Annotated in this window: 16 protein-coding genes; 10 read left to right on the top strand and 6 right to left on the bottom strand. The window is 66.7% G+C overall.

Going from position 1 to position 16312, the window contains the following annotated elements:
* Window positions 1-43: 43 nt before the first annotated feature.
* The 3 genes from POM99_RS08690 to POM99_RS08680 all read right to left on the bottom strand — a co-directional run bounded on the left by POM99_RS08690 (window position 44) and on the right by POM99_RS08680 (window position 4761).
* Window positions 44-1819 carry an AMP-dependent synthetase/ligase gene (locus POM99_RS08690; protein WP_277276782.1) on the bottom strand — a complete coding sequence of 592 codons (1776 nt, stop codon included), beginning with the start codon at window positions 1817-1819 and terminating at the stop codon, window positions 44-46.
* A gap of 145 nt (window positions 1820-1964) precedes the next feature.
* On the bottom strand, window positions 1965-3719 hold the full coding sequence (locus tag POM99_RS08685; RefSeq protein WP_277276780.1) for a gamma-glutamyltransferase family protein: 1755 nt from the start codon (window positions 3717-3719) through the stop codon (window positions 1965-1967).
* 10 nt (window positions 3720-3729) lie between these two features.
* The gene (locus POM99_RS08680) at window positions 3730-4761 is read right to left on the bottom strand and encodes a quinone-dependent dihydroorotate dehydrogenase (RefSeq protein WP_277276778.1); all 1032 of its coding nucleotides are present in this window, start codon (window positions 4759-4761) and stop codon (window positions 3730-3732) included.
* 453 nt (window positions 4762-5214) lie between these two features.
* Between POM99_RS08680 and POM99_RS08675 the strand changes: the two genes are divergently transcribed.
* From POM99_RS08675 to POM99_RS08630, 10 genes are all read left to right on the top strand, one after another.
* Window positions 5215-6165, top strand: a complete 951-nt coding sequence (locus POM99_RS08675; RefSeq protein ID WP_277276776.1) for a helix-turn-helix domain-containing protein — start codon at window positions 5215-5217, stop codon at window positions 6163-6165.
* Between the two features lie 121 nt (window positions 6166-6286).
* Window positions 6287-6745 carry an SUF system Fe-S cluster assembly regulator gene (locus tag POM99_RS08670; RefSeq protein WP_277276774.1) on the top strand — a complete coding sequence of 153 codons (459 nt, stop codon included), beginning with the start codon at window positions 6287-6289 and terminating at the stop codon, window positions 6743-6745.
* Window positions 6742-8223 (top strand): Fe-S cluster assembly protein SufB, encoded by a 1482-nt coding sequence (gene sufB, locus POM99_RS08665; protein WP_277276772.1) that lies wholly within the window; start codon window positions 6742-6744, stop codon window positions 8221-8223. Before POM99_RS08670 ends, sufB begins: the two co-directional genes overlap by 4 nt.
* Window positions 8220-8603, top strand: a complete 384-nt coding sequence (locus POM99_RS08660) for a hypothetical protein (protein WP_277276770.1) — start codon at window positions 8220-8222, stop codon at window positions 8601-8603. The genes sufB and POM99_RS08660 overlap by 4 nt, the downstream gene beginning before the upstream one ends.
* Window positions 8600-9142: an endonuclease domain-containing protein gene (locus POM99_RS08655; RefSeq protein WP_277276768.1), complete on the top strand. Its 543-nt coding sequence runs from the start codon at window positions 8600-8602 to the stop codon at window positions 9140-9142. The genes POM99_RS08660 and POM99_RS08655 overlap by 4 nt, the downstream gene beginning before the upstream one ends.
* 2 nt (window positions 9143-9144) lie before the next feature.
* A complete protein-coding gene (sufC, locus tag POM99_RS08650; RefSeq protein WP_277276766.1) occupies window positions 9145-9888 on the top strand; it encodes a Fe-S cluster assembly ATPase SufC in 744 nt (247 codons plus the stop codon).
* Window positions 9885-10619 carry a SufD family Fe-S cluster assembly protein gene (locus POM99_RS08645; protein WP_277276764.1) on the top strand — a complete coding sequence of 245 codons (735 nt, stop codon included), beginning with the start codon at window positions 9885-9887 and terminating at the stop codon, window positions 10617-10619. Before sufC ends, POM99_RS08645 begins: the two co-directional genes overlap by 4 nt.
* Window positions 10616-11827: a cysteine desulfurase gene (locus POM99_RS08640; protein WP_277276762.1), complete on the top strand. Its 1212-nt coding sequence runs from the start codon at window positions 10616-10618 to the stop codon at window positions 11825-11827. Before POM99_RS08645 ends, POM99_RS08640 begins: the two co-directional genes overlap by 4 nt.
* Window positions 11827-12330, top strand: coding sequence for an SUF system Fe-S cluster assembly protein (locus tag POM99_RS08635; protein WP_277276760.1), 504 nt, complete (start codon window positions 11827-11829; stop codon window positions 12328-12330). The genes POM99_RS08640 and POM99_RS08635 overlap by 1 nt, the downstream gene beginning before the upstream one ends.
* Before the next feature lie 23 nt (window positions 12331-12353).
* Window positions 12354-12716 (top strand): HesB/IscA family protein, encoded by a 363-nt coding sequence (locus POM99_RS08630; protein WP_277276758.1) that lies wholly within the window; start codon window positions 12354-12356, stop codon window positions 12714-12716.
* A gap of 64 nt (window positions 12717-12780) precedes the next feature.
* Here the strand turns inward: POM99_RS08630 and POM99_RS08625 are convergent, their stop codons facing one another.
* The 3 genes from POM99_RS08625 to thrS form a co-directional block, all read right to left on the bottom strand.
* Window positions 12781-13131 (bottom strand): PilZ domain-containing protein, encoded by a 351-nt coding sequence (locus POM99_RS08625; RefSeq protein ID WP_277276757.1) that lies wholly within the window; start codon window positions 13129-13131, stop codon window positions 12781-12783.
* Between the two features lie 129 nt (window positions 13132-13260).
* Entirely contained in the window at window positions 13261-14202 is a 942-nt protein-coding gene (locus tag POM99_RS08620) for a hypothetical protein (RefSeq protein ID WP_277276755.1), read from the bottom strand.
* A gap of 67 nt (window positions 14203-14269) precedes the next feature.
* Window positions 14270-16264, bottom strand: coding sequence for a threonine--tRNA ligase (thrS, locus tag POM99_RS08615; RefSeq protein WP_277276754.1), 1995 nt, complete (start codon window positions 16262-16264; stop codon window positions 14270-14272).
* Window positions 16265-16312 lie beyond the last annotated feature (48 nt).

Here is a 16312-nt window from a genome sequence, read left to right as displayed (position 1 = left end):
GACGGCTAGGGATTAGTGACGCAGGTTTGAAAACAGCAGCGGATCACGCCTTGTAGAGCGCGTCGATCCGCGCGCCATAGCGTTCCCTGATCTTGTGCCGGCGGATCTTCAGGCTGGGAGTCATCTCCTCGTTGTCGATGGAAAACGCCTCGTCGGCAAAGGTGAACTGGCGCACCTTTTCGGTCACGCTCAAGTCCTTGTTCACCCGGTCCACTGCCGCGCGGATGGCGTTGCGGAACGCGGGCAGGTCCTGCAGCTCGCGGAAATCGAAGTGTTCGCCCTGCGCGCGCGCCCATTCCAGCGCCCATTCCGGATCGGGCACGATCAGCCCGACGATGTAGGGCCGCTTGTCCCCGCTCACCATCGCCTGCGCAATCTCAGGCTGCAGCGTCAGCATGCCCTCGATCCGCTGGGGCGAGACGTTGTCGCCCTTGTCGTTGACGATCATGTCCTTCTTGCGGTCGGTAATGACGATGCGGCCCTTGGCATCGAGGTGCCCGATGTCACCCGTGTGCAGCCAGCCCGCCTGCGGGCCGCTGCGCGGGATGGCGCGCTCGGTCTCGGGCTCGTTCTGCCAGTATCCGTGGGTCACCAGCTCGCCACGCACCAGGATCTCGCCATCCGGGGCGATCTTCACCTCCACGCCCTTCAGCGGCGGTCCCACCGTATCCATCTTCAGGCCCACCGCCGGCCGGTTGCACGATATCACCGGACCCGCCTCGGTCTGGCCATAACCCTGCAGCATGGTCAGCCCCATGGCGTCGAAGAACACGCCCACTTCCGGGTTCAGCGGCGCCCCGCCCGATACCATCGCCTTGATCCGTCCGCCGAAGCGCGCCCGGATCTTGGGGCGCAGGATGCGTTCCAGCACCGCGTCCATCGGCATGTCGATCAACCGGCCCTTGCCATCCGCCTTGCGGCCGCCGATGGAAAGCGCCCGGCCCATCAGGTAATTGGCCAGCTTGCCCTGCTTTTCCACCTGCTTGATGATCCGGGCCCGCAGCACTTCGAACAGGCGCGGGACCACCACCATGAAGGTGGGGCGCGTCTCCTCGATATTGCTCGCCAGCTTGTCGAGCCCTTCGGCGTAATAGATCTGCGCGCCCATGCCGATGGGCAGGAACTGGCCACCGGTGTGTTCATAGGCGTGGCTGAGCGGCAGGAACGAGAGGAAGATCTCTTCCTCCCAGCCGAAGTCTTCCGACAGGATGAAGGCCGCACCTTCCACGTTGCACAGGATCGCGCCGTGGTGCTGGCGCACGCCGCGCGGGGCGCCGCCGGTGCCGCTGGTGTAGATGATGCAGGCCAGATCGCTGCGGCCGATGCCTGCAATGCGGGCCTCCACATCGGCGCGGGCGGTGGCCGCATCGCCGGCGGTCATGTCGCTCCATTCGCGGAACGATACCGTGCTCGCCTGCATCTGCTTCAACGGTTCGATGCCGATCACGAACTCGGCGCACGGCGCGCGCAGGGCGGCGGAAAGCAGCGGCTGGGCCAGCTTGGGCGTTGACACGATCACTGCCCGCGCGCCCGAATTTTCCAGGATGTGCAGGTGGTCGCGCTCGGTATTGGTGGTGTAGGTCGGCACCGTCACCAACCCCGCCGCCATGATCGCCAGGTCGGCGATGCACCATTCGGGCCGGTTCTCGGAAATCAGCGCAACCCGGTCACCATCGTTCAGGCCCAGTGCGCGCAGGTTCTGCGCCAGCAGGCACACCTCGTCGGCCACCTGCCGCCATGAACGCGAATGCCATTTGCCGCCCGACTTGGCCCACAGGAACGGCGCATCGCCCCGCTCCGCCGCGCGCGAAAGAAACATGGCAACAAGATTCGGAAACGTCGCGAAATCGGAAAGCTGCACCCGTGATCCCCTGACCCGCCGTCGCCCGTCCGCCAACGCGCGATCCTTGATTCCGAACGTAGGGCGCGCCTGCCCTTACGGCAAGCGGCCCCATTGCCCGCCATCAGGGTGTCACGCTGGCCCCTTCGCTGCGCGGGTCGGCCGCACCGCGCCAGCTGTTGCCCACGCGTTCGATCGCATTGGCCTTAAGCCGCAGCGGCATCGCGCGCACCTGCGCATGGCCCAGTGCCTGCAGCGCGGGGATCATCCCTTCCAGCGCGGTGCCCTGCTCCACGCCCAGCATGTCGCCCATCGGCATCACCACGCCCAGCCCCAGCGCCTCGCGCGCGGAAAGGCCCCAATCGAGCGTGCCGATGATGGCCCGGATCACCTGCACGGGGATGGTCATGCCACCGGCGCCGCCCACGGCCATTCGCAGCGTGCCATCAGGGCCATAGACCACCACCGGGCTCATCGAGCTGCGCGGCCGCTTGCCGCCTTCCACCCTGTTGGCGGTCGGCTTGCCATCGCGCATGGGCACGATGTTGAAATCGGTCAGCTCGTTGTTCAGGTAATACCCGTTCGCCATCAGGCCCGATCCGAAGCCGCTCTCCACCGTGGACGTGTAGCTCGCCACCGCGCCGTCGCGGTCCACCGCCACGAAGTGCGTGGTGCCGTGTTCGTCCACCGGGCCGGCCATGGCGTAGTCCGCGCCCGCTCCTGCGGGGCTGCCCGGTTGGACAGCGGGCAGGGTGGCCTTTTCCGAAATCAGCGCGGACCGCGCCGCGATGTATGATGGATCGATCAGGCCCGGCGTCGGCACCGAAACAAGGCCAGGGTCGGCGATGAAGCGGTCACGGTCGGCAAAGGCCAGCCGTTCGCTTTCGGCGATCAGGTGCCAGGCTACGGGGGAATTCTGCCCCATCGCCTTTAGGTCAAAGCGTTCCAGCTGGCCCAGCGCCTGGATAACGATGATCCCGCCCGCGCTTGGCGGACCCATGGAACAGATGTGATGGGCGCGATACGTTCCGCACACCGGCGGTCGCTCGATCGCGCGATAGGCGGCGATGTCGGCCGTGGTCATCGGTGCAGGATTGATCGGGCTGGTGCCCACCTTGGCGGCGATGGTGGCGGCGTTGTCCCCACTGTAGAATGCATCCGCGCCGCGCCCGGCGATGCGCTCCAGCGTTGCCGCCAGCGCCGGATTCTTTACCACCGTGCCCACGGGCAGGGCATTGCCGGCCGGGTCAAAGAACAGCGCCCGCGCCGCGGGATCGAGCGCCGCGGTCTCCTTGAACATGGCCAGCGATGCATTCAGGCGCGGCGTGATGGCAAAGCCGTCGCGCGCCAGCCGGATCGCGGGTTCGAACAGCGTGCGCCAGGCCAGCTTGCCGTGCTTGGTATGCGCCAGCGCGGCCAGCCGCAGGTTGCCCGGCACGCCCACGCTGCGCCCGCCGGGAATGGCTTCGCGGATGGGCATCGGCAGCCCTTCGGCATAGAACCAGGTCGGGGTGGCAGCTGCCGGGGCAGCTTCGCGCCCGTCGATCGTCTCCACCTTGCCCGCCGCATCGCCCATCACGATGAAGCCCCCACCGCCAATGCCGCTGCTCTGTGGTTCCACCACGCCCAGCGCCAGCATCGTGGCGATCGCGGCGTCGGTGGCCGATCCGCCCAGCTGCAGCATCTGCGCACCTGCGGCGGCGGCGCGCGGGTCTGCTGCGGAAACCAGGCCCGGCCCATCAACCGGCGCGTTGTCAGCGCGATGGGGTGTGGATGCCGGCACCGGCGGGGCAGCGGGCGGCCCGGCCATCGGCAAGGGCGCACAGGCGGCGAGAGACAGCGAGGATGCGAGCGCGAACAGCGGTATGCGAATGGCCATGCGGCGCAGGCTATTCGGTGCCGACGGCCTCGGCAATGCTGCTGAAGCCTTCCTCGCGCACCTTCCTTGCCAGCCCGGTCACGATCCGCCGGGCCAGCGCCGGTCCTTCATAGACCAGCGCGCTGTAAAGCTGGACCAGGTTGGCCCCCGCCTTGATCCGCACCCAGGCATCCTCGGCGGAAGCGATGCCGCCCACGCCCACCAGCGGGATGGCGCCGCCGGTCGCCTTGCGGAAATCGCGCAGCCGCTCCAGCGCCAGCGCACGCAGCGGCTCGCCAGACAGGCCGCCCGTCTCCGCGGCATAGCGCGATTGCAGTCCCGGCCGGGTGATCGTGGTGTTCGAAACGATCAGCGCGTCGAGCCGCTTGTCCAGCGCGATGCGGCTGATCGCGTCGACGTCTGCCGTGGCGAGATCCGGCGCCAGCTTCAGGAACACCGGTGTGGTGCTGGTGGCGCGCGCCTCCATCACGGCATCCAGCAGCTCCTTCAGCGCGCCTTCGTCCTGCAACGCGCGCAGGCCCGGCGTGTTGGGGCTGGAAATGTTGACGCTCAGATACGTTGCCAGCGGCGCCATGATCCGCGTCATCGTCGCGTAATCGGCGATGCGGTCCACCGAATCCTTGTTCGCACCGATGTTCACGCCCACGATTCCGGGCTGGCCCTGCCGCGCGCGCAGGCGGTCGGCCACCGCGTCGGCTCCCTCGTTGTTGAAGCCCATGCGGTTGATCACCGCGCGGTCCTCCACCAAGCGGAACAGCCGCGGCTTGGGGTTGCCGTCCTGCGGCAGCGGCGTGACCGTGCCGATCTCCACGAAGCCGAAGCCGTTGCCCAGCATCGCATCGGGCACTTCGGCGTTCTTGTCGAAGCCGGGGGCCATGCCGACCGGGTTGGGAAAGACGATTCCGGCCACCCGCTGCGCCAGATTGGCTTCGGGCGCGGCGCGTGGTCCGCGCGGCAGGTTGCGCAGTGCGGCAATGGTCAGCCGGTGGGCAGGCTCGGCGGGAATGCGGAACAGCAGCGGGCGGCACGCCTTGTACAACATGAAGCGTCGGCTCTCTCGCGCGGGTTTGGGTCGGTAAACGGTTGCGGCGCTCTATTGTCCGGGCGCGCCAAGCCGCCAATACCAAACTGTCTCCAAATTGCCTCTTGGTTTGCACTTGTTCGTTGATTTTTCATCGGTGTGGCCATCGTGCCACCCATTTTGTCGAATCCATACAATTCGCGAATCGATCCATCGCATAGGCAGCCCGTGCGACCCGAAGGGCTCGGTGCAGCAATGTGCTGGGTTCTCGACTTCAAGGCGGCCTGAGCCCTGGCTCGGCCGCCCTTTTTTGTCCGCAATTCGCCCTCTTCGCGCCGTGAACCGAAGGGGATTGCTCCAAAATGACATCTTGACAGTGCATTTGCTTGACAGGCTGGCAATCAACCATGCCTTTTCGCGCGGCATGAAACCGTTTGCCGACCTTCCAATCTCTCTGCCCGCAGACCGTCACTGATGGCTCCACCGCACAATCTGGACAGCAATCCGCTGGCCGGGGCGGAACTGACCAGTGCCGCGCTGATCCATCTCGATTACATCCCCCCTCCGCCTGAACTGGCGCCGTTCGTCACCACCTACTTCTTGTTCCGCTGCGAAGAGCCGCGCATTGCCGACATCCAGCCAGCCGGCGTTGGCATCCTGGCCGTGTTCATGCAGGGCCGGGGAGAGATGTTCTTCCGCGACGGGCGCGTCGATCCCAGCCATCTCGTCAACGTGATGACCCCGCTCGCCGCCGCCGCGCCGGTGCTGGTCGAAGGGCCGTGGCATGCTTTCGGTGCCGCACTCTCGCCCTTGGGCTGGGCGGCGCTCACCGGCTGCCTTTCCGCTGCGGAGCACGGCAATCGGCTGCGCGATGCGGCAGAACTGATCGATCCGTCGCTCCATGCAATGGGCCAGGCGATGGCTGCCGATTACAACGCCGGGCGCCTGTGGCCCGCAGATTGCGCCGCGATGATGAGCGCGGCTCTTGGCCCGCTGCTGCGCGATGTGCCCGGCGCCCACGTGGCGCTGATGGGGCGCGTGGCGGATTGGCTGGGCCAGAGCCTTTCGCCCCGGGTGGACGACCTTGCCCGCAACGCGCTCTATTCGGCGCGGCAGCTGCAGCGCCTGGTGGACCAGTACTTCGGCCTGCCGCCCAAGCAGCTGGCGCGCAAGTATCGCGCACTGCGCGCCGCGGCGCTGCTGGCCGATCCTTCGCTGCCGCCCGATCAGGTCGCCCTGGTGCAGGACCAGTTCTATGACCAGTCGCACATGATCCGCGAAATGCGCCTGTTTGCGGGCCGCACCCCGGCGCGCCTCGGCGCCGGTGACCAGCCCATGCTGTCTGCCTTGCTGGACCTGCGCAATTTCCGCGAGATCACGCCGCTGGTCGGCGCAGTGGCGCAGGATGTCGATGCCCGCGGCTGACCTGTACCAAAGGATGGCCCGCCCTGCCTTGCACCGCAGCATCCTCGCGCCTAGATAACCGGAACGAATCAGTCCGATTACCCGTTCGGGTTCTGTCCCAAGGCTGCAAGCAGGCGGAATTATGCGACTTTCCAGCATGGCCGACTATGCCGTCGTCACGATGTGCGCCGCCGCGCGCCATTGCGGATCGGCGCGCGTCTCCGCACAGCAGCTGGCGGACGAGACCGGCTTGCCCGTGCCCACCGTGCAGAAGCTGGTCAGCAAGCTTTCCGCCGCCGGCCTGATCAAATCCGCGCGCGGCGCAGGCGGCGGGCTGAAGCTGGCCCGCCCTGCCGCCGCCATTACGCTCGCCGATATCGTCGAGGCGGTGGAGGGGCCCATCGCGCTTGCCACCTGCAGCGAGGGCGGCCGCCACGATTGCACGCTGGAGGGCGCCTGCGTGGTGCGCCCGCACTGGCCGATGGTCGATGCCGCGCTGCGCGGCGCGCTCGCCGGGATCAGCCTGACCCAGCTTTCCGCGCCACAAATACCCTTTCACCCTATGGACATGGCCGTTGCCGCGGCGCAGGGGGCCGCATGACCGAGCAAACACCCGTAAAGGACCAGGCCGCGCGTGACGCCGCCGCGCGCGTTGCCGACTACGAGCATGGCTGGTCTTCCGACATCGAGCAGGAATACGGGCCCAAGGGCCTGTCCGAAGATACCGTCCGCTTCATCTCGGCGAAGAAGGACGAGCCGGAATGGATGCTGGAATGGCGGCTCAAGGCCTATCGCCACTGGCTCACCATGCCCACGCCCGAATGGGCAAAGCTCAACATCCCGCCGATCGATTACCAGGAAGCCTATTACTGGGCCGCGCCCAAGGCGAAGAAGACGCTGGAATCGCTCGACGAGGTCGATCCCGAAATCCTGCGCATCTATGAAAAGCTGGGCATCCCGCTGGAAGAGCAGAAGGTGCTCGCCGGCGTGGAAGGCGCGCGCAAGGTGGCGGTGGACGCGGTGTTCGACAGCGTCTCGGTCGCCACCACCTTCCGCAAGGAGCTTGAAGCCGCAGGCGTCATCTTCCGCTCCATCTCCGAAGCGATCCGCGAATACCCCGATCTGGTGAAGCGCTGGCTGGGCAAGGTCGTGCCGATGCACGACAACTACTTCGCCGCCTTGAACTGCGCGGTCTTTTCCGACGGCACCTTCGTCTACATTCCCGAAGGCGTGCGCTGCCCGATGGAACTGTCCACCTATTTCCGCATCAACGCGGAAAACACCGGGCAGTTCGAACGCACCCTGATCGTGGCGGACAAGGGCGCCTATGTCTCCTATCTCGAAGGCTGCACCGCGCCCCAGCGCGACGAGAACCAGCTCCACGCCGCGGTGGTCGAACTCGTCGCGCTCGACGATGCCGAGATCAAGTATTCCACGGTGCAGAACTGGTACCCCGGCAATGCGGACGGCAAGGGCGGCATCTACAACTTCGTGACCAAGCGCGCGCTGTGCCAGGGCGCGCGGTCCAAGGTTTCGTGGACGCAGGTGGAAACCGGCAGCGCCATCACATGGAAGTACCCCTCTTGCGTGCTGAATGGCGAGGATTCGGTGGGCGAGTTCTACTCGGTGGCGGTCACCAACAATTTCCAGCAGGCCGATACCGGCACCAAGATGATCCACAACGGCAAGCGCAGCCGCTCGACGATCGTGTCGAAGGGGATCAGCGCCGGCAAGTCGAACAACACCTACCGCGGCCTCGTCCGCGTGGCGCCGCAGGCCGAAGGCGTGCGCAACTTCACCCAGTGCGACAGCCTGCTGCTGGGCGGGGACTGCGGCGCGCACACCGTTCCGTATATCGAGGTGCGCAACCCATCGGCCACCATCGAGCACGAGGCGACCACCAGCAAGATCAGCGACGACCAGCTGTTCTATGCGATGCAGCGCGGGCTCGATCAGGAACAGGCCGTGGCCCTGATCGTCAATGGCTTCGCCAGGGAAGTGCTGCAGCAGCTGCCCATGGAATTCGCGGTGGAAGCGCAGAAGCTGCTGGGCATCAGCCTTGAAGGCAGCGTGGGATGATTCCGCTGCCCGTCTTCCTCATGGCCGTGCCGGTGCCAGATGCCGAACCCGTCCTCGCCGCGGTGAAGGCGTGTGACCGGGGCGAGATCCGCGCGCTGATCAAGGATGAGCCGCACCGGCGCACGCAGTTCGCCGCGGCAATCTATGCCGAACAGCGCGCCATCGCCGCCGAGCGCGCCACCCTGCTCGCCGCGCCCGCGCCGGCACAGGCCTCGCCCGCCGGTCAAGCCACTGCGGCAACCGCTCTGGCGCAGCTCGATGCGCGGCAGAAGCAGCTCGACGATGCGCGCGCCATCGAACGCGCCTGGCGCGATCTGTTCGATGAAGCGCGCGCCGATTACCTCGCCAACTGTTCCGGCGCCAGGAAGGACGCATCATGAGGAAGACCCTGAGCGTCCGCACCGACGCCGCCCCCAAAGACAGCGCGGACAAGCGCTGGAAGCCCAGTGCCGAACGCGAAGAGCGCCTGAAGGAACGCGCACGCGAGGAACGCCGCCACATGAGCGATGCGGAAAGGGCGCTGTGGGCGCGGCTTTCCGGCGCGCAGCTTGGCGGCATCAAGTTCACGCGCAAGGCGGTGGTCGGCTCGACCATCGTCGATTTCACCTGCCCCTCGCGCTGGCTGGTCGTGGCGATCACGCCCGAAGGCGTCAGCCCGGAAGTGGGTGAACTGCAGGACCGCAAGCTGGCCGACGCCAAGATCCGCGTCCTCCGCTTCGCCGAAGCGGACGTACTGGCTGATCTCGACCGCGTGACGCAGCAGATCGTGCGCGCCATCAACGAACCATTCGAACGCCCCGACAAGCCCGCTCGCGCGGCCTCGCCGCGCGGACCTCGGCCTGGCGGACCGTACGCGGGTGGCCCGCGCCCCGGTGGGCCTCGTTCCGGCGCGCCCCGTGGCCCGCGCACCCAAGGATGACCATGCTCAATATCGAAAACCTGCAGGCCACCGTCGCCGACAAGCCGATCCTCAAGGGTCTCTCGCTCACCGTGAACGCGGGTGAGGTCCATGCCATCATGGGGCCGAACGGCGCGGGCAAGTCCACGCTGGGCTACACCCTCGGCGGGCGTCCGGGCTATGAGGTCACCGGCGGTTCGGTCAGCTTCGATGGGGCAGACCTGCTGGCGCTGGACCCGCACGAACGCGCCGCCGCCGGCCTGTTCCTGGGCTTCCAGTACCCTGTGGAAATCCCCGGCGTGTCCAACGTGCAGTTCCTGCGCGAAGCGCTCAACGCACAGCGCACCGCGCGTGGGGAAGCGCCGCTCTCGGGCGGCGAATTCCTCAAATTGGCAAGGGAAAAGGCCGGCCTGCTGCGCATGGACATGGACATGCTCAAGCGCCCGGTGAACGTCGGCTTTTCCGGCGGCGAGAAGAAGCGGGCCGAGATGGTGCAGATGGGCATCCTCGATCCCAAGCTGGCGATCCTCGACGAGACGGACTCGGGCCTGGACATCGACGCGCTGCGCATCTGCGGTGAAGGCATCAACGCCATCATGCGCAAGCCTGATCGCGCGGTCCTGCTGATCACCCATTACCAGCGCCTGCTGGACTATGTGAAGCCGGACTTCGTGCACGTCCTTGCGGGCGGCCGCATCGTCAAGTCGGGCGGCCCCGAACTGGCGCTGCAGCTGGAAGAGCAGGGTTACGAGGCCGTGGCCGCATGAGCGTGATCGACCTGCCCACCCATGCCGACGAGGCCTATCGCTACGCCGATCTTGCGGCGCTGGCGGGTCTGTGGCCGCTGCAGCCGCAGGTCATCCATGTTGCGGCGGGTGAACAGGGTGCGCTCTCGATCGTGGCCGAAGGCGATGCCGCGCAGGCGCGCGAGATCGAGATCGTGCTCGGCGCGGACGCCGCATTCGACCTGCGCCTGCTCAACGCCGGGCGCGCCTATGGCCGGCTGGCGGTGAAGGTCACGCTGGGCAGGGGCGCGCGGTTCCACCTTGGCGCGGCGCAGCTCGGCGGCGGGGACCAGGTGCTGGAGATCGTCACCGAAGTCGTCCATGCCGAACCCGATGCCGTTTCGCGCCAGGTGATCCGCTCGGTCCTCACCGGCCACGCCACCGGCACCTATCTCGGCAAGGTCCGCGTCGATCGCGGCGCGGTGGGCACCGATGGCGAACAGTCCGTCCGGGCCATGCTGGTTGACCGCACCGCCACTGCCAACGCCCGGCCGGAACTGGAAATCTACGCCGACGACGTGAAGTGTGCGCACGGCTGCGCCGTGGGTGAGCTCGATGCGATGGGCCTGTTCTACCTGCAGTCGCGCGGCCTGCCCCCGGCAGAGGCCAAGAAGCTGATGCTGCAGGCCTTCATCGCCGAAGCCTTCATCGGCGCAGGTGAAGAGGAAACCTTGACTGCGGCGGCACTGGCCGCGCTGGAGGGCCTGCTGTGACCGTGGAAACGCTCACCCGTGTCGAAGACTGGCCCGGCCTGCGCAATGCCGATGGCGGGCGCTGGCACTATCTCGATACCGCCGCCACCGCGCAGAAGCCGCAGGTGGTGATCGACGCCATGACCCGCGCCATCGGTGCGGACTACGCCACCGTCCACCGCGGGGTCTATACCCGCTCTGCCGAGATGACGCTGGGATATGAGGCGGCCCGTCGCCGTGTCGCCGCGCTGGTCGGGGGGGAGGACAGCGAACTGGTGTTCACCCGCGGCGCGACCGAGGCGATCAATCTCGTCGCGCAGAGTTGGGGCGTGGCCAACCTGAAGCCCGGCGATCGCGTGCTGCTGTCGCAGCTTGAACACCATTCCAACATCGTGCCGTGGCAGCTGATCCAGGATCGCACCGGGCTTGCCATCGATGTCTGCCCGCTCACCGCCGATGGCCGCATCGATCTCGACGCGGCAGAGCGGATGCTCACCCCGGCGCACAAACTGGTGGCGCTGGCGCATGTTTCCAACGTGCTCGGCTCGGTGCTCGATGCCCCGCGCGCGGTGGCGCTGGCGCATGGCGTGGGCGCGAAGATCCTGCTCGATGGCTGCCAGGCCGTCGCCCGCCTGCCGGTCGACGTGAAGGCGCTGGGCTGCGATTTCTATGCGTTTTCAGGCCACAAGCTCTATGGCCCCACCGGTATCGGCGCGCTCTGGGCCAGGGCCGAAATCCTCGACGCCATGCCGCCGTGGCAGGGCGGCGGCTCGATGATCGACCGGGTCACCTTCGAAAAGACCACCTGGGCTCCCGCGCCGCAGCGGTTCGAGGCCGGCACCCCGGCCATCGTCGAAGCCATCGGTTTCGGCGTGGCGGCAGATTTCGTGAAGGACAAGGGCCTCGCCGCGATCCATGCCCATGAATCAGGGCTCGTGCGGCTGGCGCGCGAGGCGCTCGGTCGGATCAACACGGTGCGCCTGTTCGGGCCGGAAGACAGCGCCGGCATCGTCAGCTTTGCGCTGGAAGGCGTGCATCCGCACGATCTCGGCACGATCCTGGATGAAGAGAACGTGGCCATCCGCGCCGGGCACCACTGTGCCCAGCCCCTGATGGAGCACCTGGGCGTGCCCGCCACCGCGCGGGCCAGCTTCGGCATCTACAGCGATGAAAGCGATGTGGCGGCGCTGGTCCGCGGCATCGAACGGACGATGAGGATTTTCGCCTGATGACACAGGACCGCGGGGACGAGCGCAAATTCGCCGTTGAGGAAGTGGAAGGCGTCGCGGCCCCTCGCCGCGCCTTCGTGGAGGATGCCGTGGAAGAAAGTGGCGCGGAGTCTCCGGCCGAAAAGCTGGAGCGCAAGAAGGACTACCTCGAAGGGTTTCTTGCCGCCAAGCCCGAAGGCGTGTCTGCCGGCGAGCCGGGTGGCGATGTCTATGAAGGCGTGATCGCCGCTCTGCGTGACATCTTCGATCCGGAAATCCCGGTGAACATCTACGATCTTGGCCTGATCTATGGCGTGGACGTGGGTGATGACGGGCATGTCGCCGTTACCATGACACTTACCACCCCGCACTGCCCGGTGGCGGAATCGATGCCCGGCGAAGTGGAACTGCGCGTCGCCGCAGTGCCGGGCGTGCGCGATGCCGAGGTCAATCTCGTCTGGGATCCGCCATGGGATCCGCAGAAGATGAGCGACGAAGCCAAGCTCGAACTGGGAATGCTGTAAGCAGTCCCCATATAGGTGCCGTGATGACCGAAACGACCACCAAGACCCGTCAGCGCCCCGCCGCCGTGATCCTGACGCCCAGCGCCGAAGGCCGAATCGCCACGCTGATGGCCAGTGCGCCCGAAGGCGCGATCGGGGTGAAGCTTTCCACCCCGCGCCGCGGCTGTTCGGGCCTTGCCTACTCGGTCGATTATGTCAGCGAAGCCAATCCGATGGACGAACGGATCGAGACTCCGGGCGGCACCTTCTTCATCGATGGCGCCTCGGTGCTCTATCTGATCGGCAGCACGATGGACTGGCAGGAGGACGATTTCACTGCCGGCTTCGTGTTCCAGAACCCCAATGCCAAGGGCGCGTGCGGCTGCGGAGAGAGCTTCACCGTCTGAAAAAGGCGTAAGTTGAGAACGACTGAGAAGGGGTTGAGAGCGACTGAGACGGACTGAGGCTGGTTCAAAGCCGGTTGAAGCCGATTGAGACGCCCGGTGTCAGCGCCGCTTCGATCTCTGCCGAAGCGAGCGGACGGGTGAACTCGAGCCCCAGCCGCGTTTCCCCGGTCCAGCGCACGATGGCGCGAATGGTCAGGGCTTCCTCGAAGTTCAGCTGCACGAACTGCCCCGCCTGGTAATAGGCCGCCTCCGCCACCTCCAGCCCGCAGCCGAAGGGGGAAATATCCACCAGCCGGCGGGTGCGCCGGTCCGGCCCCTGTGACGCGGGGTTGGGCAGGCGCGCGGCGCGGCGGCGCTCTGCGGTATCGCCCGCGACCATGCGCGGTATCGGAATGGCAACGGCTTCACTCGACATCGGATCGCGCCCCTCGATCGCGGCGCGTCTCCCACAAAGACGTGCCCGATCATGCTTTTTATCAAGCGGTAGGATCGACCCTGCCGACTGAAGGACGCGTTGCCCGGCCTTACGTGAAACTACGCGAGATCAAGCCTGCTTGAGGAATTCCGGCAGCGCCTTTTCCAGCGGATCGAGCGTGTCGTCCGCATCGATCCGCGCGTCGAGCCACAGGCGCTCGAGATCGGTCACCTGCGCATCGCCCGCCGCTTCGCCGGCAATGTCGCGCGCCGCGCCCTTGCGCCCGAAGGCGACTTCACGCGTGGCGGACAGGAAGCCGTTTCCGTTCACCCGCGCCATCCGCCCGAAGAAGCCGCCGACGTGGCTGGTGCGGTCGTTGACGAAAGCTTCAAGCCGGGCCGCTTCGGCGCGGTTGGTAAGTTTCAGGCCCTGCCAGCCCTGCAGGTAATTGGCGATCCCCTGCACGAACAGGCGCTGCCATTCGGCGGCGTTGTCTGCGCCCAGGGTGGCGTCCTTGATGCGGAACAGCATCTCCGCCTCGGCCTTGCTGACGCGGGCCGGGCCGTCCCCGCCGGCGGCGAAGACCAGGCGGCGCAGCAGGGCGCATTCGGCATCGCCGATGCAGCCGGGCTGCAGGTCTGCGCCGCGCCGGGTCGGCCCCTTGCCAAACACCACGGCGCGTTCGATCTGCACCTGTGCGAAGGTCTTGAGCCGTTCCGGGCAGCTCTCCGCCTTTTCCACCAGCCGCACCAGCAGTTCCAGCTCGGTCATCGTATCAAGCCGGCCATCGTGCTCGATCCGGCCGATCAGCCAGTCTGCGGTCTCATCGCTCACATGGCCGCGCGGATCGGTGGCGTTCAGGGCGAATTCGCAGATCGCCTCGACCACGAAGTCGGTCCATTCCGCCGTTGGCGCAGTCACATGATCGTTGATCGCAAGGATCGCCTCGGCCTCGTCGGGGCTGATCCGCCCGTCGGGCCAGGCCTCGCGCCGCAGGGCGAGCACTTCGTCGGGAGAAATCGTGCCGTCGGCGGCGGCCTGTTGGGCAAGCTGGCGGAAGTGCATCGACATGGATTGAAAGGCCCGGTTCCCTGTTAACGAGAGCCGGGCCTTTACCGTAGAAGCACTTAATTCCGCGTTACGCCCGCAGGTCCGGCGCCAGTGCCTCGGTCTTGAGCAGGGCGATGGCTTCGTCGAGCGAAACCACTTTCTGCGCCTGTTCGCCCAGGGTGCGGATGGCGACGGTGCCTTCCTCTGCCTCGCGCTTGCCCACCACCAGCAGGAAGGGGACCTTCTGCAGCGAGTGTTCGCGCACCTTGTAGTTGATCTTCTCGTTGCGCAGGTCGCTTTCCACGCGGATTCCGGCGGCGCGCAGCTTCTCGGTCGCTTCAACGGCATAGCCGTCGGCATCGGAGACGATCGTGGCGACGACCGCCTGCACCGGGGCGAGCCAGGTGGGCAGCTTGCCCGCAAAGTGTTCGATCAGGATGCCGATGAAGCGTTCGTAGGAGCCGAAGATCGCGCGGTGGAGCATGACCGGGCGGTGCTTTTCGCCATCTTCGGCGACATAGGCGGCATCGAGCCGTTCGGGCAGCACGCGGTCCGACTGGATGGTGCCCACCTGCCAGGTGCGGCCGATCGCGTCGGTCAGGTGCCATTCCAGCTTGGGCGCATAGAACGCGCCTTCGCCCGGCAGCTCTTCCCAGCCATATTCGGCAGTGGCGAGGCCGGCATCACGCACGGCGTTGCGCAGCTCGTCCTCGGCCTTGTCCCAATCGGCATCGCTGCCGAAGCGCTTTTCGGGGCGCAGGGCGAGCTTGATCGAATAGGTGAAGCCGAAGTCCTTGTAGATGCGGTCGGCCAGTTCGCAGAAGGCGCGCACTTCCGACACGATCTGGTCTTCACGGCAGAAGATGTGGGCATCGTCCTGCGTGAACTGGCGCACGCGCATCAGCCCATGCAGGGCGCCGTGCGGTTCGTTGCGGTGGCAGCAGCCGTTTTCATAAAGGCGCAGGGGCAGGTCACGATAGGACTTCAGCCCCTGGCGGAAGATCAGCACGTGGGCCGGGCAGTTCATCGGCTTCAGCGCCATCCAGTCCGCCTCGCCGCTGATCACCGGACCTTCGTCCTCGGTGTTCGGCACTTCATCGGGTATGACGAACATGTTCTCGCGATACTTGCCCCAGTGGCCGGACTGCTCCCACTGGCGGGCGTCCATCACCTGCGGGGTCTTCACCTCGCGATAGCCGGCGGCGTCGATGGCGCGGCGCATGTAGGCTTCGAGTTCGCGCCACACGCGATAGCCCTTGGGGTGCCAGAACACGCTGCCGTGCGCTTCCTGCTGCAGGTGGAACAGGTCCATCTCCGCGCCCAGCTTGCGGTGGTCGCGCTTGGCCGCTTCCTCAAGCCGCGTCAGGTGCGCATCGAGCTGCTTCTTGTTGAGCCAGCCGGTGCCATAGACGCGGCTGAGCATCGCGTTCTTCTGGTCACCGCGCCAGTATGCGCCCGAAACGCGCGTGAGCTTGAACGCCTGCGGATCGAGCTTGCCGGTGCTGGCAAGGTGCGGGCCACGGCACATGTCGAGCCAGTCACCCCCCGACCAGTAGACGGTCAGCGGCTCGTCGCCCGGCAGTTCGGCGGCCCATTCGGCCTTGAAGGTTTCGCCCTGTTCGGTCCAGCGCGCGATCAGGTCCTCGCGGCTCCACACTTCGCGGCGCAGCGGCTTGTCGGCGGCGATGATCTTGCGCATCGCCTCTTCGATGGCGGGCAGGTCTTCCTCGGTAAAGGGCCGGTCCTTGGGCGCGAAATCGTAGTAGAAGCCGTCGTCGGTCGCCGGGCCGAAGGTGATCTGCGTGCCGGGGAACAGCGCCTGCACCGCTTCGGCCAGCACATGGGCGTAATCGTGGCGGACGAGTTCCAGTGCATCGGCTTCATCACGCGCGGTGACCAGCGCCAGCTGCGCATCGCCTTCGAACGGGCGCATGATGTCGAACAGTTCGCCATCGACGCGCGCGCCGATCGCCGCCTTGGCGAGGCCCGGGCCGATCGCCGCCGCGATGTCTGCCGGGGTAGTGCCGGGCGCGACTTCACGCACGGAACCATCGGGCAGGGTGATCTTCAGCAGCTCTGACATCGGAACTCTCTTGGAAAGCGGGATGGGACGGCGGGAATCCGCCAGACC

Source organism: Novosphingobium cyanobacteriorum (assembly GCF_029436685.1).
In the GTDB taxonomy this organism is placed as follows: Bacteria; Pseudomonadota; Alphaproteobacteria; order Sphingomonadales; family Sphingomonadaceae; genus Novosphingobium; species Novosphingobium cyanobacteriorum.
This window is presented reverse-complemented; position numbering and strand designations above follow the sequence as displayed.

What these genes read in the sequence shown, in the direction of transcription:
- POM99_RS08690 (WP_277276782.1), bottom strand. Translation starts at nt 1,819, where the DNA reads ATGTTTCTTTCGCGCGCGGCGGAGCGGGGCGATGCGCCGTTCCTGTGG.
- POM99_RS08685 (WP_277276780.1), bottom strand. Translation starts at nt 3,719, where the DNA reads ATGGCCATTCGCATACCGCTGTTCGCGCTCGCATCCTCGCTGTCTCTC.
- POM99_RS08680 (WP_277276778.1), bottom strand. Translation starts at nt 4,761, where the DNA reads ATGTTGTACAAGGCGTGCCGCCCGCTGCTGTTCCGCATTCCCGCCGAG.
- POM99_RS08675 (WP_277276776.1), top strand. Translation starts at nt 5,215, where the DNA reads ATGGCTCCACCGCACAATCTGGACAGCAATCCGCTGGCCGGGGCGGAA.
- POM99_RS08670 (WP_277276774.1), top strand. Translation starts at nt 6,287, where the DNA reads ATGCGACTTTCCAGCATGGCCGACTATGCCGTCGTCACGATGTGCGCC.
- sufB (WP_277276772.1), top strand. Translation starts at nt 6,742, where the DNA reads ATGACCGAGCAAACACCCGTAAAGGACCAGGCCGCGCGTGACGCCGCC.
- POM99_RS08660 (WP_277276770.1), top strand. Translation starts at nt 8,220, where the DNA reads ATGATTCCGCTGCCCGTCTTCCTCATGGCCGTGCCGGTGCCAGATGCC.
- POM99_RS08655 (WP_277276768.1), top strand. Translation starts at nt 8,600, where the DNA reads ATGAGGAAGACCCTGAGCGTCCGCACCGACGCCGCCCCCAAAGACAGC.
- sufC (WP_277276766.1), top strand. Translation starts at nt 9,145, where the DNA reads ATGCTCAATATCGAAAACCTGCAGGCCACCGTCGCCGACAAGCCGATC.
- POM99_RS08645 (WP_277276764.1), top strand. Translation starts at nt 9,885, where the DNA reads ATGAGCGTGATCGACCTGCCCACCCATGCCGACGAGGCCTATCGCTAC.
- POM99_RS08635 (WP_277276760.1), top strand. Translation starts at nt 11,827, where the DNA reads ATGACACAGGACCGCGGGGACGAGCGCAAATTCGCCGTTGAGGAAGTG.
- POM99_RS08630 (WP_277276758.1), top strand. Translation starts at nt 12,354, where the DNA reads ATGACCGAAACGACCACCAAGACCCGTCAGCGCCCCGCCGCCGTGATC.
- POM99_RS08625 (WP_277276757.1), bottom strand. Translation starts at nt 13,131, where the DNA reads ATGTCGAGTGAAGCCGTTGCCATTCCGATACCGCGCATGGTCGCGGGC.
- POM99_RS08620 (WP_277276755.1), bottom strand. Translation starts at nt 14,202, where the DNA reads ATGTCGATGCACTTCCGCCAGCTTGCCCAACAGGCCGCCGCCGACGGC.
- thrS (WP_277276754.1), bottom strand. Translation starts at nt 16,264, where the DNA reads ATGTCAGAGCTGCTGAAGATCACCCTGCCCGATGGTTCCGTGCGTGAA.